This window comes from Flavobacterium yafengii, assembly GCF_030010375.1.
GTDB lineage: Bacteria > Bacteroidota > Bacteroidia > Flavobacteriales > Flavobacteriaceae > Flavobacterium > Flavobacterium yafengii.
In genome coordinates, this window is sequence record NZ_JASCRY010000001.1 from 165,265 (window position 1) to 187,303 (window position 22,039).

General features: G+C 35.5%; 12 protein-coding genes. 8 read left to right on the top strand and 4 right to left on the bottom strand.

Going from position 1 to position 22,039, the window contains the following annotated elements:
* Positions 1-229: 229 nt before the first annotated feature.
* Genes QLS97_RS00710 through acs form a run of 4 tightly spaced genes read left to right on the top strand, consistent with a single transcriptional unit; the run spans position 230 to position 7,140 of the window.
* Positions 230-2,935, top strand: a complete 2,706-nt coding sequence (locus tag QLS97_RS00710) for a sensor histidine kinase (protein WP_282713781.1) — start codon at positions 230-232, stop codon at positions 2,933-2,935.
* 3 nt (positions 2,936-2,938) lie between these two features.
* Positions 2,939-3,301 (top strand): response regulator transcription factor, encoded by a 363-nt coding sequence (locus QLS97_RS00715; RefSeq protein WP_282713782.1) that lies wholly within the window; start codon positions 2,939-2,941, stop codon positions 3,299-3,301.
* On the top strand, positions 3,298-5,217 hold the full coding sequence (locus QLS97_RS00720; RefSeq protein ID WP_282715516.1) for a propionyl-CoA synthetase: 1,920 nt from the start codon (positions 3,298-3,300) through the stop codon (positions 5,215-5,217). The genes QLS97_RS00715 and QLS97_RS00720 overlap by 4 nt, the downstream gene beginning before the upstream one ends.
* 15 nt (positions 5,218-5,232) lie before the next feature.
* Complete coding sequence (gene acs / locus QLS97_RS00725; protein WP_282713783.1) at positions 5,233-7,140, top strand: acetate--CoA ligase; 1,908 nt, start codon at positions 5,233-5,235, stop codon at positions 7,138-7,140.
* 114 nt (positions 7,141-7,254) lie between these two features.
* Here the strand turns inward: acs and QLS97_RS00730 are convergent, their stop codons facing one another.
* From QLS97_RS00730 to QLS97_RS00745, 4 genes are all read right to left on the bottom strand, one after another.
* Positions 7,255-10,143, bottom strand: coding sequence for an alpha-amylase family glycosyl hydrolase (locus QLS97_RS00730; protein ID WP_282713784.1), 2,889 nt, complete (start codon positions 10,141-10,143; stop codon positions 7,255-7,257).
* A 76-nt stretch (positions 10,144-10,219) separates the two neighbouring features.
* Positions 10,220-11,338 (bottom strand): SusE domain-containing protein, encoded by a 1,119-nt coding sequence (locus QLS97_RS00735; protein WP_282713785.1) that lies wholly within the window; start codon positions 11,336-11,338, stop codon positions 10,220-10,222.
* 24 nt (positions 11,339-11,362) lie between these two features.
* A complete protein-coding gene (locus tag QLS97_RS00740; RefSeq protein WP_282713786.1) occupies positions 11,363-12,961 on the bottom strand; it encodes a RagB/SusD family nutrient uptake outer membrane protein in 1,599 nt (532 codons plus the stop codon).
* A gap of 17 nt (positions 12,962-12,978) precedes the next feature.
* On the bottom strand, positions 12,979-15,933 hold the full coding sequence (locus QLS97_RS00745) for a SusC/RagA family TonB-linked outer membrane protein (RefSeq protein WP_282713787.1): 2,955 nt from the start codon (positions 15,931-15,933) through the stop codon (positions 12,979-12,981).
* 235 nt (positions 15,934-16,168) lie between these two features.
* Here QLS97_RS00745 and QLS97_RS00750 point away from each other — a divergent pair, with 235 nt between their 5' ends.
* The 4 genes from QLS97_RS00750 to QLS97_RS00765 all read left to right on the top strand — a co-directional run bounded on the left by QLS97_RS00750 (position 16,169) and on the right by QLS97_RS00765 (position 21,954).
* Positions 16,169-17,191, top strand: coding sequence for a LacI family DNA-binding transcriptional regulator (locus QLS97_RS00750; RefSeq protein ID WP_282713788.1), 1,023 nt, complete (start codon positions 16,169-16,171; stop codon positions 17,189-17,191).
* Positions 17,192-17,381: 190 nt separating this feature from the next.
* Complete coding sequence (locus tag QLS97_RS00755) at positions 17,382-18,902, top strand: MFS transporter (RefSeq protein ID WP_282713789.1); 1,521 nt, start codon at positions 17,382-17,384, stop codon at positions 18,900-18,902.
* Complete coding sequence (pgmB, locus tag QLS97_RS00760) at positions 18,895-19,554, top strand: beta-phosphoglucomutase (RefSeq protein WP_282713790.1); 660 nt, start codon at positions 18,895-18,897, stop codon at positions 19,552-19,554. Before QLS97_RS00755 ends, pgmB begins: the two co-directional genes overlap by 8 nt.
* Before the next feature lie 93 nt (positions 19,555-19,647).
* Complete coding sequence (locus tag QLS97_RS00765; RefSeq protein ID WP_282713791.1) at positions 19,648-21,954, top strand: glycoside hydrolase family 65 protein; 2,307 nt, start codon at positions 19,648-19,650, stop codon at positions 21,952-21,954.
* Positions 21,955-22,039 lie beyond the last annotated feature (85 nt).

Sequence of the window (22,039 nt, forward strand, 5' to 3'; positions counted from 1 at the left end):
CAGCGATTCTACATTCCGCTGAAAAGCAAATTTTATCTTAACATGAACAAAAGACATGAACAAAAGTTAGTTATACTTTCAATGCTACTATTATTGGCTTTGAATGTGCCGCTTTTGCTATTGTTTGACAGCTCAAAACCTCTTTTTGGATTTCCAATTATATACATCTATATTTTTTCGGCATGGTTATTTTCAATTGCTACGTCTTATTTAATCATAAAAAGATATTATGAATAGCATTGGACTTTTGGTAATACTGGTACTTTATTTATCCATTCTTTTTTACATTGCCTATTGGTCAGAAAAAAAAAGTCATTCAAAATGGACCAATAATCCCTACGTCTATTCTTTTTCACTTGCCGTGTACTGCACTGCTTGGACCTATTATGGCAGCATTGGCGTAGCAGCAGAATCAGGATTAGGCTATCTCCCCATTTATTTAGGGCCAATATTAATTATTCCTACTTGGATGATTATCTTAAAAAAAATTGTTCGAATTTCAAGAGTGAACAAAATATCGAGTATTGCTGATTTTATTTCTTTACGATACGGAAACAGTAGATTTCTTGGTGCATTAGTCACTATGATTTGTATTTTTGGAATTTTACCGTACATCTCTTTACAACTAAAATCAATTTCAGATACGTTCCATATTGTGACAAAAACCCAGTCGAGTGATAATATTTTCACGGACACCACGACTTATGTTTGTCTTGCTTTAGCTTTATTTGCCTCTTATTATGGTACAAAATACGTAGATGCTTCCGAAAAAAGACGCGGTATTGTAACCGCTGTAGCGATGGAATCCATCCTGAAATTAATTTTCTTTCTGATCATAGGTATTTATGTAACTTTCTTTGTTTTTGACGGATTTGATGACATTTACCAAAAAGCATCTGTCCTTAAAGATTTTGACAAAAAAAATACAATTGGTGGCATCACAAACGGAATCAACTGGTTCTTCCTTTGTGTTTTGTCTATGTTTGCTATTTTTCTTTTGCCAAGACAATTTCATACGGCAATAGTAGAAAACAATAAGGAAAACCATATTCGAACAGCGATCTGGCTTTTTCCATTGTATCTATTACTTTTTAATATTTTCGTGTTTCCAATAGCCTGGGGCGGAAACATTCTTTTTGAAGGCAGAGGACACAATTCAGATACCTATTCATTATTGATTCCTCAGTTTTTCAACAATAATTTATTGACCGTTTTAGTATTTCTAGGAGGATTCTCAGCAGCCATATCCATGATTATTGTTTCCTCAATAGCATTAGCAACTATGCTGAGCAACAACTTATTGATACCCTATGGATTCATTGGTTCGCTACAAAATTATTCACAAGAAAAAAACAATAAACGAATCTTGATTAGCAGAAAAATAGGGATTTTTTCACTTATTATTTTGGCGTATGCCATATACCGAATTTTCATTCTGGATTATTCCTTGGTTTCTATCGGATTAGTAGCTTTTGTAGTTATCGCGCAATTAGCCCCGTCCTTTTTTGGTGCCATATTCTGGAAAAGAGGCTCTAAGAATGGTGCTATAACCGGAATTATTCTTGGTTTTTTAACTTGTTTTTATACGCTTTTAATTCCTTACGCCATTGGAATTACTGAATCAACAAGCCTATTTATTCAAGAGGGACCAGGGGGAATTGAATTATTAAAACCATTTCAACTTTTTGGATTGGATTATTTAGAACCCATACCACATGCTGTTTTTTGGAGTTTATTAATCAATTTGATGAGTTATTTGGCCGTTTCCGTAAGTTTCAAAGGAAATTATAGAGAACGCAATTATGCCGAAATGTTTGTGGATATTGACAAATACATTACCAATCACGAAAATGCTTTTGTATGGAAAGGAACCGCTTACATCTCTGACATTCAAAAAGTGCTGCAGCGATTTCTGGGCGAAGAAAGAACAAAACGAGCGCTTACTATTTTCAATTTAAAATACAATATTGATAAAAATATCACAACAGCAGATGCCCGATTTATAAAATTTGCCGAGAATTTATTGACGGGGCATATTGGTACAGCTTCCGCCAAAATATTAATATCAAGCGTAGTCAAAGAAGATAAAATCAGCTTGCCCGAAGTGTTGCGAATTTTGGAGGAATCCAAAGAAAACATCATTATCAACAAGAAGTTGACGGACACTTCGAATGAATTAAAAAAAATATCCGAACAGTTAAAAAATGCCAATCAGGAACTGGTCAACAAAGACATTCAAAAAGATGAATTTCTGGATACGGTTACCCATGAATTGAGAACACCAATAACGGCTATTCGTGCCGCAAGCGAAATTCTTCACGACGATGATGACATTCCGGAAGAGTTGAGAAAACAGTTTTTACAAAACATCATATCCGAGTCGGATCGTTTGAACCGTTTGATTGATAAAATTCTGGATTTAGAAAAATTTGAAACCGGAAAACAAAAGATTTATTTGTCCAGAAATAACATTACAAAGACCATTAAAAACACGTTACATTCCCTGAATCAATTAATTAAAAACAAAAATATAAGTATTGAATTCGATGGTTCAAACAAAGAAATAAGAGCTTTTTACGATGAAGAACGAATTATACAAGTGATTCATAATTTATTGTCGAATGCGATAAAATTTTGTTCGGAAATAAATGGAAAAATAGTCCTTTCTATCCTTGAAAACGAAACCAATATAGAGGTCAAAATTCACAATAACGGTAAAATAATTAAAAAAGAAGATGCCGAAGCGATTTTTGATAAATTCTATCAATCCAGAAACCAAAACATTAAAAAACCAATAGGAAGCGGTTTAGGTTTAGCCATTTGTAAACAAATTATAGAACATCATAAAGGAAGTATTTGGAGTGAAAATAATGTAACTGACGGAGCCACTTTCATTTTTACATTACCAAATTACAATACAACAGAAAATAGTTGAAAAATGAAGAAGATTTTAATTGTAGATGACGAGCCAAACATTGTTATGGCACTGGAATACACCTTCAAAAAGAATAATTTTGAAGTTTTTATAGCACGCGATGGCCAAGAGGCATTAAATATTTTAGAAGTACAACTCCCGGATGTGATTATTTTAGATGTGATGATGCCTATGGTCGACGGTTTTGCCACATTGGAACAGATAAAAAAAGATGAACGCCTGCGGCATTGCAAAGTTATTTTCCTATCGGCAAAAAACAAAGAGAAAGACATTGAAAAAGGACTTTCATTAGGCGCTAATTTATATGTAGTCAAGCCCTTTTCAATCAAAAAATTAGTAGAACAAGTACAGGATTTAATTCAATAAGGAACAAATTCAACACCATGAAATACGAAGAAATTTATACCAGAAGCATCGAGAAACCAGAAGCATTTTGGGCAGCGCAGGCCGATGAAATTGAGTGGTACAGTAAACCGGAAACGATTTTGTCGAAAGATGAAAACGGCTATCCGCTTTGGTACAAAGATGGCGAATTGAATATTTGTTATCTCGCATTAGACAAGCATATTCAGGACGGATATGGCGATCAAACTGCCTTTATTTATGATTCCCCAGTAACACAAACTGTAAAAAAATACACCTATTCAGAAGTAAAAACCGAAGTGGCAAAATTAGCCGGAGGCATGCAATCACTTGGATTAAAAAAAGGAGATACTGCCATAATTTATATGCCCATGATTCCTCAAACTGCATTTGCCATGTTAGCTTGTGCGAGAATTGGAGTGATTCATTCGGTTGTTTTTGGAGGTTTTGCGCCGCATGAATTGGCCATCAGAATTGATGATTGCAAACCCAGAGCAATCATAACAGCATCATCCGGAATTGAGATTGACCGATTAATTGCGTACAAACCTTTGGTAGATGAAGCCATTGCACTTGCTTCACACCGACCAAAAAAAGTAATTGTTTTCAATAGAAAATTAGGCGCCCGAATTCCGTTTAAAAAATATGATGTAGATTACGATGCATTAGTTTACGGTTCCGAAGAAACGCCTTGTGTTCCTTTGCATTCGAATCATCCGCTGTATATTTTATACACTTCCGGAACTACGGGAAAACCAAAAGGGATTGTAAGAGATACCGGTGGTTATGCCGTGGCATTGAAATTTTCCATGAAATACATCTATAATGTAAAGGAAGACGAGACTTTTTGGGCGGCTTCAGATATGGGCTGGGCAGTGGGTCACAGCTACATTCTTTACGGACCGTTATTGAATCGAAATACCACTATAATTTTCGAAGGAAAGCCTATAAAAACTCCTGATGCGAGTACGTTTTGGAGAATAATTTCAGAGCATAAAGTAGGCACCATGTTTACCGCTCCAACCGCCATTCGAGCCATCAAAAAAGAAGATCCTGACGGAGAATTTATCAAACAGTATGATTTAAGCGCCCTAAAAAATCAATTTTTGGCGGGAGAACGTTGTGACAATGCCACATTAGAATGGTACCAACAACACATTCCTATTCCTGTAATTGACCATTGGTGGCAAACAGAATCGGGCTGGCCAATGATTGCCAATTCTCTTGGTATTGAAAAAATGCCGGTCAAATCCGGTTCAGCAACAAAAGCAGTTTGCGGGTATGATATTCGGATTTTTAATGAAAACGGAGAAGAATTAAGCGCCAATGAAGAAGGTTTGGTCGTAGTAAAACTACCTTTACCTCCAGGAAATATGTTGGGCATTTGGGAGAACGAAGTTCGCTTTAAAGCCAGTTATTTCAGTAAATTTGACGGTTATTATCTCTCCGGCGACGGTGGTTACAAGGATGAAGACGGTTATATTTTCATCACCGGAAGAACGGATGATGTCATTAATGTAGCTGGACATCGTTTATCGACCGCGGAAATGGAGGAAGTTGTTGCTTCCCATCAGTCCGTTGCTGAATGTGCCGTTATTGGAATTCACGACGAACTAAAAGGGCAAATTCCTTTGGCTTTGGTGGTAACCAAATTAGGAGATGAAATCGAACATTATCAATTGGAACAAGAAATCATTAAACTGGTTCGCCAACAAATTGGGGCAGTTGCTTCGTTGAGAAATGTAGTCATTGTACAGCGATTGCCCAAAACGCGCTCGGGGAAAATCCTCCGAAAACTAATGCGCAGTATTACAGATGGAGATGAATTCCAGATTCCGTCAACTATCGATGACGAATCCATTGTGGAAGAAATCATTGCAACATTAAAAAAATATAAAATAGGCGTTTATAATTTATAAAATTTATCAATAATCATGAGTTACTATAAAATTAACAATTTAGAAGAATACTTCAAACACTACAAAAAATCAATTCGCGAGCCAAGAAAATTTTGGGATAAAATTGCTTCCGAAAACTTTACTTGGTACCAACAATGGGATAAAGTAGTTGATTTTAATATGGCTGAAGCCGAAATAAAATGGTTTACCGAAGCTAAAGTAAACATTACAAAAAACTGTATCGACAGACATCTTGCTAAAAAAGGAGACAAAACGGCTATCATTTTTGAGCCGAATGATCCAAATGAAGAAGCATTGCATATTTCGTATAATGAATTGCACGAGCGCGTTTGTAAAATGGCAAACGTATTGAAAGAACAAGGCATCCAAAAAGGAGATCGTGTTTGTATTTACTTACCAATGATTCCTGAATTAGCCATTACTACTTTGGCTTGCGCCAGAATTGGAGCCATTCACTCGGTTGTTTTTGCAGGATTTTCCGCTTCGGCAGTTGCTGCAAGAATAAATGACAGCAAATGTAAAATGGTCATCACTTCAGATGGTGGCTATCGTGGGAATAAAACAATCGATTTAAAAAGTATCGTTGATGAAGCTTTATTGAATTGCCCTTGTGTGGAGAACGTTTTGGTTGCCAAAAGAATCAACTCAACTATCAATATGAAAGAAGGTCGTGATCAATGGTTGCAACCTCTTTTAGACAAAGCTTCGGATAATAATGTAGCCGAAATCATGGATGCCGAAGATCCATTATTCATCCTTTACACTTCTGGTTCAACCGGAAAACCAAAAGGAATGGTACATACTACAGCCGGTTATATGGTATATACTGCTTATACATTCAAGAATGTTTTTAATTATGAAGACAATGATATTTTCTGGTGTACCGCTGATATTGGTTGGATTACCGGACATTCTTATATTCTTTATGGACCGTTATTGAATGGAGCAACAACTGTAATTTTCGAAGGCGTTCCATCTTATCCTGATTTCAGTCGTTTTTGGCAAACTATCGAAAAACACAAAGTTACTCAGTTTTACACGGCTCCAACAGCCATTAGAGCCTTGGCAAAAGAAAGCATTGAATACGTACAACGCTACCAATTAACTTCTTTGAAAGTGATTGGATCTGTGGGAGAACCTATCAATGAGGAAGCTTGGCACTGGTACAACAACCACGTAGGAGATAAAAAATGTCCTGTTGTAGATACGTGGTGGCAAACAGAAACCGGAGGAATTATGATTTCGCCAATTGCTTTTGTAACCCCAACAAAACCTACATATGCTTCTTTACCATTACCGGGAATTCAACCCGTTTTGATGGATGAAAAACGCAACGAAATTGAAGGCAATCAAGTTACCGGAAGTTTATGTATTAAATTTCCTTGGCCGGGAATTGCCAGAACCATTTGGGGCGATCACCAGCGTTATAAAGACACGTATTTTTCTACCTTTCCAGGCAAATATTTCACCGGAGACGGCGCTTTGCGTGACGAAGTTGGGTATTATAGAATTACGGGTCGTGTAGATGATGTAGTTATCGTTTCCGGGCATAATCTAGGTACTGCACCAATAGAAGATGCCATCAATGAGCATCCCGCAGTTGCCGAAAGTGCTATTGTAGGTTTCCCACATGACATCAAAGGAAATGCCTTGTATGGTTTTGTAATTCTAAAAGAAACGGGAGAATATCGTGACAGAGAAAACCTTAGTAAAGAGATTAACCAACACATTTCCGATCACATTGGACCCATTGCCAAACTTGATAAAATTCAGTTTGTTTCTGGTTTACCAAAAACACGTTCGGGAAAAATCATGCGCAGAATTTTGCGTAAGATTGCCGAAGGAGATTACTCTAATTTTGGTGATATCTCAACATTATTGAATCCTGAAATTGTGGAAGAAATCAAAGAGGGTAAAATTTAGATTTTAGTTTTAATTGTTGTTAAAAACTGCTTCATTCATGGAGCAGTTTTTTTATATAAAAAAGGCTGTCTTTGTAGAGACAGCCTTTCAAACATTTAAAACAAACAAACCGTATTATTCCTTAATGAACTTCAATACCTGAACTCCATTATTCTCATCATACGCTTTTACTATATAAAAACCTTGATTCAAATCACTAATTATATATTGATTCCCTTCAGATTGATTTGCATCAAACGTTTTTACCAATTGTCCTGTTATAGAAAAAATCTGAACTTTAGAAGTCGCTGCATTTAAAGTAAAATAACTCGAAGCCGGATTTGGATATAACAAAACTGTTGGTGTTTTTTCATAATCAACTATTGCCAAAGAAGCCGTTTTGTTTCCATAGATTCGGTATTCACCTGCCGGAATTGTTATTGGATCATTTACATTAGTAACTGTAATTATTGTATTATCCATCAAATTGTACCATTGTCCTGTGTAAGGAAATCCAGTTGCTACATTTTGCGTGGTTACATTAAAATTAGCCAAGATTAAAACATCTTTAAGTTGGCTTGACGCCAAAGTGCTATTGGTAATTTTGATATTTGGATATAACGAACTGGTATTCGACATGGTTGCAGTTCCTGAAAAAACAGGTTCTACCGTTTTCATCGTAATCATTTTGGACCAATCGTTATAAATTTTACTTCTATTCGTATCTCCAAGCCAATTATTAACCCATTGTGGTTGCTGTTTGGTATCTAATTTACAATCCCCAGATGTTGCATCTGACGAAGTGTTTACCGTTCCATTGTTACAAGCAAAAATAGAATTTTCCCAACCTAATTCCCCAAAATGCCAAATCATCTTTGGTCCTGGAACCAATAAAGAAACTGCTCCAATTGCTGACATTCTAGACAAAGCTACATTTAGTGTTTTTACATTATGGGCTGCATTGGCACTATTCCCGAATTGTAAATTTTTATACATTAATCGTTCCTCATCATGACTTTCAGCATAACCCATCAATCTGTTTGTGGTAAAACCTCTGCTCGTACTATTCATACGAGAAATATTTCCAGAATACCCCATAGACAATTCATTGTATTGACTGGTCATTATTCCCCACATCATAATTCCTTTACTTGGCGTTTCATTAATTCTGTAATTCGCCCAAAGCTGCTCTTCATCATCATTCCCTAAGTGTTCAAAAATAGTATAATGAGTTGGGTCTAAACTCCAAGAATAATCAGCATAGGTTTTCAAAACATCTACACGATCTTGTTGTTTAACATTGGTACATGGATCTTGACCACCAACGACATTCGAAGGGCAATTTTGCGTAAATCCCTTGGTTAAATCCCAACGTAATCCATCAATTTTATATTCTTCAACCCATTGTTTAACGACTCTTTTTACGTAGTTCTGCGTTCTAAGCTGTTGATGGTTAAAATCCTCACCCACACTATAACTGTGCATTGCCGTTGTATTAAAATAAGGATTTTCAGTTGAAGGAGAACCCCAACCATCTCCGTCAGGATCATTCATCCACATACGAAGCATTGGATTTCTTCCAAAAGCATGATTCAATGCCACATCAAGAATAACGGCAATTCCGTTTTGATGGCATAAATCAATAAACTCTTTTAACTTATCAGAAGTACCGTAAAATTTATCCAAGGCCATGTGAAAAGAGGTATTATAACCCCAACTTTCATTGCCTTCATATTCCATTACAGGCATTAACTCAATCGCATTTATTTTCAAATTTTTGAAATAATCGATTTTATTAATCAAGTCTTGATAGCTTCTATTGGCATCAAAATCGCGAACCAACAATTCATAAACCACTAAATTTTCTTTAGCAGGTTTAATAAAATTTGTAGTTGCGCTGCTCCAAGCGTAAGGAGTTTTTCCTGTTTGTAATACCGTCACTTCTCTATCTTGACCTACTGGATAAACCGGAAGACCTGGATACGTAGAAGCTGGAATAAAAGGATCATCATCAGGAGACAAAACAAGTGTCGAATACGGATCGGCAGTTTTCACTAAAGAAGGCGTTCCTGCAATAGGAGTAGCATCAACTACCCAATACTGATAGGTATAATTTGTACCTGAAACCAATCCGGTTAATTCTAACCAAAACTTACCTGAAACAGGATCTTTTTTCATCGCATAAGAAGCTGTAGGTTGCCAATTATTGAAACTTCCCGCTACATAAACAAAATCTTTGAACGGCGCATCCAACACTAAAGTTGCTCTTGTAGCATCAGCAGCGTTATAATTGATTCCGTCTAATAAACCGGTCGGCATTGTCTCACTAACCACATTTGGATTAACTACAGCACTGAATTTTTTAGTGATTACAGTTGTTCCTTGGGTTACCAGCAATTCATAATTTTGATTTCCTGTAATATTCGTATGATTATACGAGTAACTGGAAGTGGCAGCATTTGTATTTAAAGTTGTACCGTTTGCCTTTAGCACATAACTGGCATTTCCACCGGTATTAGTAGCTGCAATATTCAAACTTCCACCTGAAGCAATAATTGTTGAACCATTTTCAGCCGGAGTAGTTAGTGTAACTTGATACGCACCAACTTCAACAAAATTATCTTGCGATTTTTTATCTCCAGTTCCATCCTTTGCTTTAACAAGAAAACCTATTTTACCAATTCCGTTTCTATTGTAAAAGGTATTTGGAGTAACTGTTTTAGTATAGGTATCTGAAACTGAATTGTAAGTAAACCTATTCGCTTCATTAGACGCAGTCCAAGAACCGTTAGTAGGACAATCAAGACTGTTCGCATCATTGATATCAAAAGACCATGTCCACATGTATAATGCGTTTCCGGTAACTCCCCAGGTTCCTTCATTTACACTATTCCCATTGATGGTAATGGTAATAGCAGTTGTCTCCTCAAAAGTAGCCGGACTAACAGTATAACTAATAGCTTGTTGTTGAGCTGAAGCGACAATTGAAAGGAAAAACAATAAAAAAAGTATAGTTTTTTTCATGGTTTAATGTTAATTAAATTAAAAACTAAAAAAAAGGGCTATCCCACAGATAGCCCTTTTTTTTTATAGAAATAAATTATTCTTGATTAGGAATCATTAAATAACTACCATCTAAATCGTTGAAATAGATTTTGTATTTTGATTTAGCAACTGGCAAATCACCTCCGCTAGCTCCATTATTTGGAAATCCAGAAAAAGCAGTGTTACCACCCCAACTTACATCCCATGCATTATTTGCTCTGAATTTAGCTTTACCATCATTTAATGGTAATACATTCGATGACCAAACATGTGAATTAAATGTTGATTGAGTCAATGCTGTTGAAGCATCCCATCCTAATGGTGTGCTGTCTCCAATAATACCTACTGTCGTGAAAGTTGCAGCAGCAGCTGCATTATACGCTACTAAAGTATACTTTAATGTTTCCGTATTCATTGTGAAAGTATAATATCCTTCAGTTGCGATTTCAAAAGATGATGGATCTGGATCAGCTTCTGTAGGCCTGGCTACAATAGCTCCATTATCACCTTTACCATACATTGGAGCCCATTGTCCAGGTTTAGAAATCAATTTGAATGCACCCGCTTTAAAGAATCCAGTGAATTGATATAAATTAGGATTTGTTCCACTTCTAAATAAAGGTTGGTGTTTCGTATCTGCATTATTAGTCCAGTCTCCTTGAACTGCTGCACCAATTAGGTACCAATCAGTAAACTCATAAGGAATTAATCCTGTGTACGCATTAACTAAAATAGTTAATGGAGTTTCAGACATCATTTTTTCAATTCCTGCAAGGCTTGACACCACTTTAATATCATAAGACCCTAATTGATCAGGTGTACCACCCAATTCAATTACTGCTTGATTTAATATTTTTACTGTAACTTCGGTTTGAGTGGCACCAGATGTCCCTCCTAATTCGATTGCTTTTGTAAAATCACCCCCTTTAACATCTATCAAAAGTTTGTATCCTATTTCAACATCACCGGCATACGTTGCTTTGGTCCAAACAAAACGCTCTGCAACATCGTCAGCATTTTCTTCAAGTAATACATATGATTTATCATTTTCAGGCGCAACTAATTCAGGAGTGTCAACTCCTTGAATTACTGGTCTATCTTCTACATCTTCAACGCTACAAGACAAGGCAAGTACCGCGAATAAAGCAATTACTGATTTAGTTATATTTTTCATTTTTCTATTTATTTTTTAATATTATTAATATCCAGGGTTTTGTTGTAATTTACTGTTTGATGACAATGCCGTAGCAGGAATAGGAAATAAATTTCTAAACGCTTGAGTTGGCGCTCCACCTGCTACATTTCCTTTCCAAGGCCATATATAACTACCGCCTGAAAATTTACCAAAACGAATTAAATCCGTTCTTCTGTGACCTTCCCAGTGTAATTCTTTTGCTCTTTCGTCAAGAACTAAGTTTGCACCTGTAGCATCAGCAGTAAGAGAAGCTATCGTTGAAGCATTTGCTCTGGTTCTCAAAGCATTTACATATCCTCTAGCGGTTCCAAGATCACCCACTTTACCAACTACCACACACTCAGCATACATTAAATACGCATCTGCCAAACGGAAAATTGGAAAATCCGAATCAGAGAAATCTCCCGATTTATCAGAACCTTGCACTCCATTAACAGTTACATTCCTGAATTTTTGAATAGCATATCCATCCGTAAATGAGCTAATATCAACGATTTCTTTCATTTGTCCATCCGTGTAGAATTGCCCTCTTGCATCTGTAGTGTTTGCACTAAACTTATCTACAAATGCCGATGTAGTTCTGATTCCAGCCCAACCACCATTGATTCCAAATTCAGAAGCTTTCATAGTACCACCAACCGGTGCATGCGTCAAGAAAGTAGTTCCTCCATAAGTTTGAGTTCTAAGACCATCAAAAGCAATTGCAAAAATGAACTCGTTTTGAGCTCCATTTCTATCATTGTCTGCTAAAAACAATTGATTGTAATTAGTATGTAAAGAATAACTTGTTCCAATTACTTTAGTGATTAATGGCAATGCCCCTGCATAGTTATCAGTACCAATATATACTTTGGCATTCATATACAATTTAGCGTGTAACATCCAAGCAGCTGCTTGGTCTGCACGATACGCTTCATTGGTTTTTGGCGCTTTCAATTCTGGAGTAATCGCTGTTAATTCCTCATCAACAAACTTGTATAATTCTGCTCTTGTAGCATATTCAGGGTAAAAGAATGTGCTTGGAGAATTTTCAGTAACTAAAGATCCACCACCAAACATATCGATTAAGTGCCAATACGTCAATGCTCTTAAGAAACGTGCTTCTGCTCTGTACGTTTTAATTTCTGCTATTAGACCTGCATCAAGTCCTCTAGATGCTAATTTCTCATCAGTAGTTTGTCTTAAAAACTCATTGCAGTTTACAATTTGAAAAGAGAAACGTGCAAAAGTAGCCGTGATAAAACGGTCTAAAGAAGTCCATGTTTGAGAATGAAGATCTTTTATTGTTCCATCATTCCAACCGATAACAGCTTCGTCTGTAGTCAATTCCTGTAGTAACCAAAATCCTCTGATATACTGACTTTCTCCTTCATCAATTCCAGAGATATCAGGAGAACCAGCTGCAGTTTGACCTGAGGTAGCAAATCCTGCGTAAAGTTTAGCTAAATATTGTTTATATGATTCCGGTTTGCTAAAAAATTCTTCCCCAGAAACAACATCATCATTGTCTGGCGATTGTGTCAATTCATCTGTACACGATGGGAATAACATCACCAACAGTAACAAAGAAATACTCAATATTTTTATTTGTGTCTTTTTCATTTTTCTCTTTATTTGTATTAGAAATTAACGTTTAAACCTAACGTGAAAGTTATTGGTCGTGGGTATAAATTTCCGTCTATACCTCCAGAAATTTCTGGATCTAATCCTTCATATTTAGTAATTACCAAAACATTTTGAGCTGATAATATCAATTTAACTAATGAACTTGAATTCTCTTTTTGATTGAAAGTATATCCAACACTTACGTTATCCAATCTAATAAACGAAGCATCTTGAATGTAGTAATCAGATTCGAAACGTTTGGTATCATTTGATCTGAAACCTGTTTCCAAAAGATTTTCAACACCGTTAGCCAAGTCTGTATTTCTTATTAAAATGTTATTGAAAGAACCTTTACTAGAATCTACATTATTGTAATTATAATTACCCCATGATCCTCTCCAATTCATTCCCATATCAAAGTTTTTGTAGGTTACGCTTGTATTGAAACCGTAAAAAACATCAGCTGCTGGTTTGTGAAAGCGGTATTTGTCTTGTTGCGTAATCAATCCATCTTTATTTCTGTCAATATACACCCCATCTAATGGTTTTCCATCTACGCCATACGCTTGTTCATATACATAAAAAGAACTTGGCGCATATCCTACTTGGTGATTTTGAATCGTATTTCCTGTAGCACCTTCATAACCTCCAATATTAATACCCGGAGTATTAGGTTGCGTAGTTGTCAATTTAGTAATTTTAGAATCTTGGAATGTTATGTTTCCTCCAATTCTCCATTCAAAATTGTCATTGCGAACAGGAATAACTTCTGCAGCAATTTCAATTCCCTTATTTTCGATTGTTCCTACGTTGTAATTATCAAAGTTTGAAAACCCAAAGAATGAAGGGTTTTGTGTGTACAATAATAAATCTTCAGTAGTTCTTTTGTATAAATCAACACTACCAGTAATCCTATTGTTTACAAATCCAAAATCTAAACCTGCATTAACAGTAGTGGTTTGTTCCCATTTCAAGTTACTGTTATACGGCTGAGGTCTGAAAGTGGTATAATATTCACTTCCAAATTGGTATTGTGCAGCATCGTTAGAAGCTAAATACAAAGGAATTGATGGATAACCATTTCCTCCAATATCTTGTTGTCCTGTAATACCCCAACCTCCACGAAGTTTCAAAGTAGAAATACTTGTTACATCTTTCAAGAAGTTTTCTTCATTCAATTTCCAAGCTAAAGCAACTGCAGGGAAATTTGCCCAACGATTTTCTTCTGTAAATCTTGAAGTACCATCACGTCTGTAAGACACTGTCAATAAATATTTATCAGCAATACTTATGTTTGTTCTTGCGAAATAAGACTGTAGGTTGATACGAGTTGGTATAACAGGATCAGTGGTAACTGTGTTATTTTGAAAATTAAAACGTGAAGAATTAAAAGACTCTCTAAAATCTTGGTATGAATACCCTCCAGTTACATCAAAAACAGTATTGATAGCTTCTACTTTTTTGTTATAATTTAAAAACAAATCCATCAACTTATTGAAACGTGATTGTGTTCTATCTGTAGTATTGTTATATCCAGAACCCGCAAGTCCATTTCTGTAATTTGGCGCAATAACCTCATTGTAGCTTCCAGTTAATTGGTCGTATCCAAGATTAGCTACCGCTTTTAATTCCGGTAAAAAATGCATTTTGTATTCTGTTTGGATATTACCAATACTTCTGTATGCATTACCAGTTCTATTAACCTGATCAATCATAGCAACTGGATTTAAGCCCGCTAGAGGATTAATATCTAATCCTCCTGAACTATTCAATGTATACCATTGAAAATAAGTTCCATCAGCATTTTTTACCGACTGAGTTGGATCAAAACGGATTGCCGCACCAATAGCATCACGATTACTGTAAACACTATTTATAAGCGAAGTATTATTATTCAATTCAATTTTTAAATGCTTATCCAAAAAGTTTCCTGTTACACCAACACCTAATGTTGTTCTCTCCATATTATCCTTCTTCAAGATACCATTAAGATTAGTGTATCCTACAGATGCTCTATACACAACATTATCAGTACCACCGCTTAATGCAATGTTATGATCAGTTCCAATAGCTGTTCTGTATATTTCCTCTTGCCAATCAGTATCAGCAGCACCAACTAAAGCTTGTTGTGCAGCATTACCATTAGCTGTTATGAAATCTCTAAATTGCGTACTTGACAAAGCATCCACTTTGTTTGTGATTTCAGATACTTGAAAATTTCCGTTATAATTTACCTGTAAATCACCCGCTTTTCCTTTTTTGGTAGTAATGATAATTACACCATTAGAAGCACGAGATCCGTAAATTGCAGTTGCCGAAGCATCTTTCAAAACTGAAATAGATTCAATATTATTTTGGTTGATTGTGGACAATGGATTTCTACTTCCCTCTACTCCACCAGCAGCAACCGGTACACCATCAATTACATATAAAGGGTCGTTGTTTGCATTTAGAGAAGATCCACTTCTGATTCTAATTGTAGCACCCTCACCTGGAGAACCTCCACCATTAATAATTTGCAAACCAGCAACTTTACCTTGAATCATTTGATCCGCAGAAGTTACAGGTCCTTTATTAAAATCTTTAGTTGTCAATACGGTTACAGCTCCTGTAGCATCTTTCTTCTTAACTGTTCCGTATCCTACTTGGATTACAACTTCTTTTAATTGATTCGCATCTTCTTCTAAAGAAACGTTTAATGATTTTTGGGCAGCATAATCCACTACAGTATTTTTATATCCGATATAAGAAAATACTACTTTATCACCTTTCTTAACATTAGATAACAGATATTTACCATCAAAATCAGTAGAAACACCATTAGCGGCACCTTGTACATTTACATTTACCCCCGGAATTGGCTGTCCTGACACTTTATCAAGAACAGTTCCGCCAACAGTATTCTGAGCCAGAATACTAAAAGGGAGTAGCAGTAATAAAATTAACAACTTTTTATAAATTGTTTTCATACTTTTTGTTTAAATTAATTTAATTTTTTGTTGAGTTTTCAACCTTAACTATTACTTCGAATGTTAAATTTATGTAAATTTCACCACGCCCGACAAGGCCTGTTTTTATTTGACTTACGAAAACGTAATAGTGTTGAAAACTTTCTGATTTACATAAATTTTTATCAGTTTAATTACCATTTATAAAATTTAATTTTATCTTTATTAAGAAATAATTTTTTACCAGATCTTCACCATGAAAAGGAAAATAACGCTTAAACAAATTGCAAAAGAATTAGATGTATCCATTTCTACCGTTTCAAAATCCTTGAGAAATAGCCTCGAAATAGGTGAAGAAACCAGACTAAAAGTTCAGGCATTTGCTAAATTTTACCACTACAAGCCAAACAATATTGCCCTTAGTTTAAAAAATAGGAAAACCAAAACTATTGGAATCATCATTCCCGAAATAGTCCACCATTTCTTTTCAACAGTTATTAACGGAATCGAACAGGTTGCAAATGAAAATGGATATAGCGTTATCATCTGTCTCTCAGACGATTCATTTGACAAAGAAGTCTTAAATATGGAAATGCTTGCTAATGGCAGTATTGATGGTTTCATCATGTCACTTTCAAAAGAAACCCAATTCAGAGGCGATTTTCATCATATTACAGAAGTCATTAATCAAGGAATGCCCGTAGTGATGTTTGACAGAGTTACAAATGAGATTCTTTGCGACAAAGTTATCATAGATGATAAATATGCCGCTTATGAAGCTGTTCAAAGCTTAATTGATAAAGGAAGAAAAAAAATTGCCCTAGTTACTACCGTTGATTATGTGAGCGTAGGAAAACTAAGGACTGATGGGTACACAAAAGCACTTCTTGATAACGGAATCCCTTTTAATGAAAACCTAATTATCAAAATTGAAGACATTGACACCTGCGAAATAACCATTGGAAAACTATTGGAAGACAAAGCTATTGATGCTGTTTTTGCAGTAAATGAACTTTTTGCAGTTACCATCATCAAAACAGCTAATAAAATAGGACTTAATGTCCCTAATGACTTAGCGGTTATTGCCTTTACAGATGGTATAATTTCCAAATATTCTACACCTACTATTACTACCGTAAGTCAGAGTGGAATAAAAATGGGAAATAAAGCCGCAAAAATGCTAATTGAAAGACTCGAATCTGAAGAGGATGAAGAGGACGAAAACTATAAAACCGAAGTAATTGAAACCCATTTGATAGAAAGAGAATCAACTAATTAATTTTTATTTGTTAGTTTATTCATTACTACAACCTTGTAGTTGAAAATGTTTCCTTTTATTTCTTTCTGAAAAACAAAAGTTTGAAATATATTTTTATATTTACCCGTTCAAAGCTTCAACTTTTACTTCGAAAATAAGATAAGTTTTGATAAGCATAGCGCTTATCGTATTAATTTTTTAAATTACGATAATGGAAAAGCGTAAATTAAGTTTCTGGCAAATTTGGAACATGAGTTTCGGTTTTCTAGGAATACAATTTGGTTTTGCACTGCAAAACGCAAACACTTCAAGAATTTTTGAAACATTAGGTGCAAAAGTTGATGAAATCCCTATTTTATGGATTGCTGCTCCTGTAACAGGTTTAGTTATCCAACCCATAATTGGTTATTTTAGCGATAGAACTTGGACAAGATTAGGCCGACGCAGACCTTATTTTCTGATAGGCGCCATTTTATCATCGATAGCTTTGTTCATAATGCCCAATTCGCCTACGTTGTGGATTGCCGCAGGAACATTATGGATGATGGATGCCTCAATCAACGTTTCGATGGAACCTTTCCGTGCCTTTGTTGGGGATAATTTACCCGAAAAGCAGCGTACCTTAGGTTTTGCCATGCAAAGTTTTTTCATTGGATTGGGTGCCGTTGTCGGTTCATTACTTCCTTACATTTTCACAAACGTTTTTGGCGTAAGCAATACTGCAGCTGAAGGAATCATCCCAGATTCTGTAAAATGGTCCTTCTATATAGGAGGAGTTGTTTTTCTACTGGCTGTATTGTGGACGGTTTTTAAATCTACTGAATATTCTCCTGCAGAATTAGAAGCTTTTGAACAAAAAGACAGAGACACTAAAGAAGTAGCTCCAATTGAAACTGAGTTGGAGGCTAAAGCAAATATCAAAAGACAATTCAATTTAGGACTTGTAATGACTTTATTAGGAAGTGTCATTTCTTTTATTATTTACGAAAACGAACTTACTAAAGAGCTATACATTTTATTTGTAGGCTTAATTGTGATTGGAATTTTATTCATGGTTACCGCCAGACTTAGAGTTGTCCAAATAAAAAATGGTTTTACAATCATCATGACCGATTTATTGAACATGCCCACCACAATGAAAAAATTGGCTTGGGTTCAATTTTTTTCTTGGTTTGCACTTTTCTCCATGTGGATTTACACGACTCAAGCCGTTACACAACATATTTTTGGAACAACAGATACAACTTCAAAAGTGTATAATGATGCTGCTGACTGGGTATCCGTACTTTTCACTGTTTATAATGGAGTAGCCGCTGCAGTTGCTTTTCTATTGCCTGTAATAGCAAAAAAAGTAGGCGTTCGATCCACCCATTTATTGGCATTGTGCTCTGGTGGTGTAGGATTACTTTCTATTTATTTTATTGGAGACAAATATTTATTATTAATTCCAATGTTAGGAGTTGGTATAGCATGGGCCAGTATTTTATCAATGCCTTACGCTATGTTATCAGGTGCTTTACCCGCTGCAAAAATGGGTTATTACATGGGAGTTTTCAACTTTTTTGTAGTTATTCCTCAAATTGTTGCCGCAACAATCTTAGGTTTTATTGTCAAACAATTTTTCCAAAACGAACCTATTTACGCATTATTAATTGGCGGAGTATCGATGATATTTGCCGGTTTACTTACCCTTAGAGTAAACAACAGAACAAAAATTGAAATTCATGAATAATAGAAAAGCATTCATATTTGACCTGGACGGAGTGATTGTAGACACAGCAAAATACCATTATTTAGCGTGGCAAAAAATCGCAAATGAGTTAAATATTGAATTTACACTGGAACATAATGAATTATTAAAAGGAGTAAGCCGCGTGCGTTCTTTGGATATTATATTAGAATTAGGAAAAGTGGAAGCTTCGCAAGAAGACAAAGACAGATGGTTAGTTCAAAAAAACGAGGATTATTTATCCTATTTAGTTGACATGGACGAAAACGAAATTCTCCCTGGCGTTTTTCCAGTTTTGAAATTTCTAAAAGAAAAAAATCAACCGATAGCATTGGGTTCAGCCAGTAAAAATGCGAGACCCATTCTGGAGAAAACTGGAATATTATCTTATTTTGATGCTATCGTAGATGGAAATGATGTTACCAATGCTAAACCTGATCCTGAAGTTTTCCTGATTGCAGCTAAATTATTAGACACAAAACCGGAAAATGCCTTTGTTTTTGAAGATTCAGTGGCAGGAGTTCAAGCGGCCAATATTGGAAACATGACCAGTATAGGAATCGGGGAATCTGGTATTTTGCATGAAGCAAAATACATCTTTAAAGATTTCACAGCAATAGACACCAACTTCATAGAAGATTTAATAAACAGATAGAATAAAAAATAAGAGGTTCCATAAACGGTGGCAAAACCATAACAGAGAACCTTTAAACCATACATTTTTCAAACTTTAAACAACAAAGAAAGAATGAATCAAGATTATATAAAACCAGATAATTGGTCCATCATAGAAGAAGGATTTGATGTAGAGAGCGTAAAATCATCTGAAAGTTTGTTCAGCATTGGGAACGGTGCAATGGGACAACGTGCTAATTTTGAAGAAAATTATACTGGTGAAACATTCCAGGGAAGTTATATCGCCGGAATATATTATCCGGACAAGACTAAAGTGGGCTGGTGGAAAAACGGTTATCCGGAATATTTTGCCAAAGTTCTAAATGCTCCAAACTGGATTGGAATCGACATCGAAATCAACGGAGAAAAACTGGATTTGAATGCCTGTACCGAAGTCAAAAATTTTCGTCGTGAGCTGAATATGAAAGAAGGTTGGTACAATCGTTCTTTTGAAGCGACTTTAAAAAACGGAACCGAAATCGCAGTTACTATTCGTCGTTTTCTTTCTATCGTTCTGGATGAAATTGGGGTTATCAATTATGAAATCACACCTTTGAACAAAGATTCAAAAATAGTTTACAAACCGTATATTGATGCTGGTGTAACCAATGAAGATGCTAACTGGGAAGAAAAATTTTGGGAACCGCTTGACGTAAAAAAATCAGGAAATGAAGCTTTTGTAACGGCTCAAACGTTCAAAACACATTTCAAAGTAACTACTTTCATGCAGAATAGCATTTTGTCTAATGGCGAAAAAACGGCTATTTCTCCTTCCAATATTGATGCAACTTCTGATAAAATTCAATTTAGTTATGATGTAATTGTGGCTCAAGGCCAAAAATCATCCATCCAAAAAATTGGGGGTTATACTGTTTCTTTAAACCATGAAAATACCGTTACTGCAGCTGAGAAAGTGATTCAATCTGCATTAGCATCAGGATACGACAAAATGTTACAGGACCAAATTGATGCTTGGGCAAAAATTTGGGAAATGTCAGACATCACCATTGATGGCGATGTAAAAGCACAACAAGGAATCCGTTTCAATATTTTTCAGTTGAACCAAACCTATTTAGGAAAAGATTCTCGTTTAAATATTGGACCAAAAGGATTCACAGGAGAAAAATACGGTGGATCTACGTATTGGGATACCGAAGCATACTGCATACCGTTTTACATGGCGACCAAAGACCAAGAAGTAGCTCGAAATCTATTGACATACCGCTACAATCAATTGGACAAAGCCATAGAAAATGCTGCCAAATTAGGATTTACTAACGGTGCTGCTTTGTACCCAATGGTAACAATGAATGGCGAGGAATGTCATAACGAATGGGAAATTACTTTTGAAGAAATTCATAGAAATGGAGCCATTGCATTTGCCATTTATAACTTTTACAGATACACTGGCGATTACAGTTACATTCCTGAAAAAGGACTGGAAGTATTAATAGGAATTGCTCGTTTTTGGCATCAAAGAGCTAACTTTTCAACTAATTTAAACCAATACGTAATTCTTGGTGTTACAGGTCCAAACGAATATGAAAACAACGTAAACAATAATTTCTACACGAATTATATTGCAAAATGGTGTCTGGAATATACCTACGAGCAAATTCAAAAAGTGTCTCTGGAATATCCTTCAGATCACAAAAGAATTACCGAAAAAGTAAAAATATCGGATTCAGAATTACAATCTTGGAAAAAAGTTTCGGATAATATGTACTTCCCTTTTTCGGAAGAACATAACGTGTATTTGCAACAAGACGGTTTCTTGGACAAAGAATTAGTTCGTGTAGCTGATTTGGATAAAAGCCAAAGACCAATCAATCAAAAATGGTCTTGGGACCGAATTTTACGTTCGCCGTACATCAAACAAGCCGATGTTTTGCAGTGCTTCTATTTCTTTGAAGATCATTTTTCGAAAGAAGAACTGAAAAACAATTTTGAATTTTACGAATCATTTACCGTTCATGAAAGTTCACTTTCACCTTGCGTGCATTCGATTCAAGCGGCTTTATTAGACAAAATGGATATGGCATACACGTTCTATTTGAGAACTTCTCGTCTGGATTTAGATGATTATAACAAAGAAGTGGAAGAAGGTTGTCACATTACCTCAATGGCCGGAACCTGGATGAGTATCGTGGAAGGTTTTGGCGGAATGAGAATTAAGGACGACACACTTCATTTTTCTCCAAAAATTCCAAAAGAATGGGAAGGGTATTCCTTTAAAATCAATTTCAGAAATCAAATTCTGAAAGTGACGGTGAATCATACAGAAACTTCATTTTCAATTATTGGAAACAAAGAATTGGAAATCGTAGTAAATGGCAAGACTCTTGTGGTCACTGCAGAAAATTTAGTTACCGTAAACTAAACAATTGCTAGAACTTGTAGTTAATTCTATCATTTGATCCCAAGCCTCGCTAGGCTTACTAACAATCCCAATAACATTGGGATTG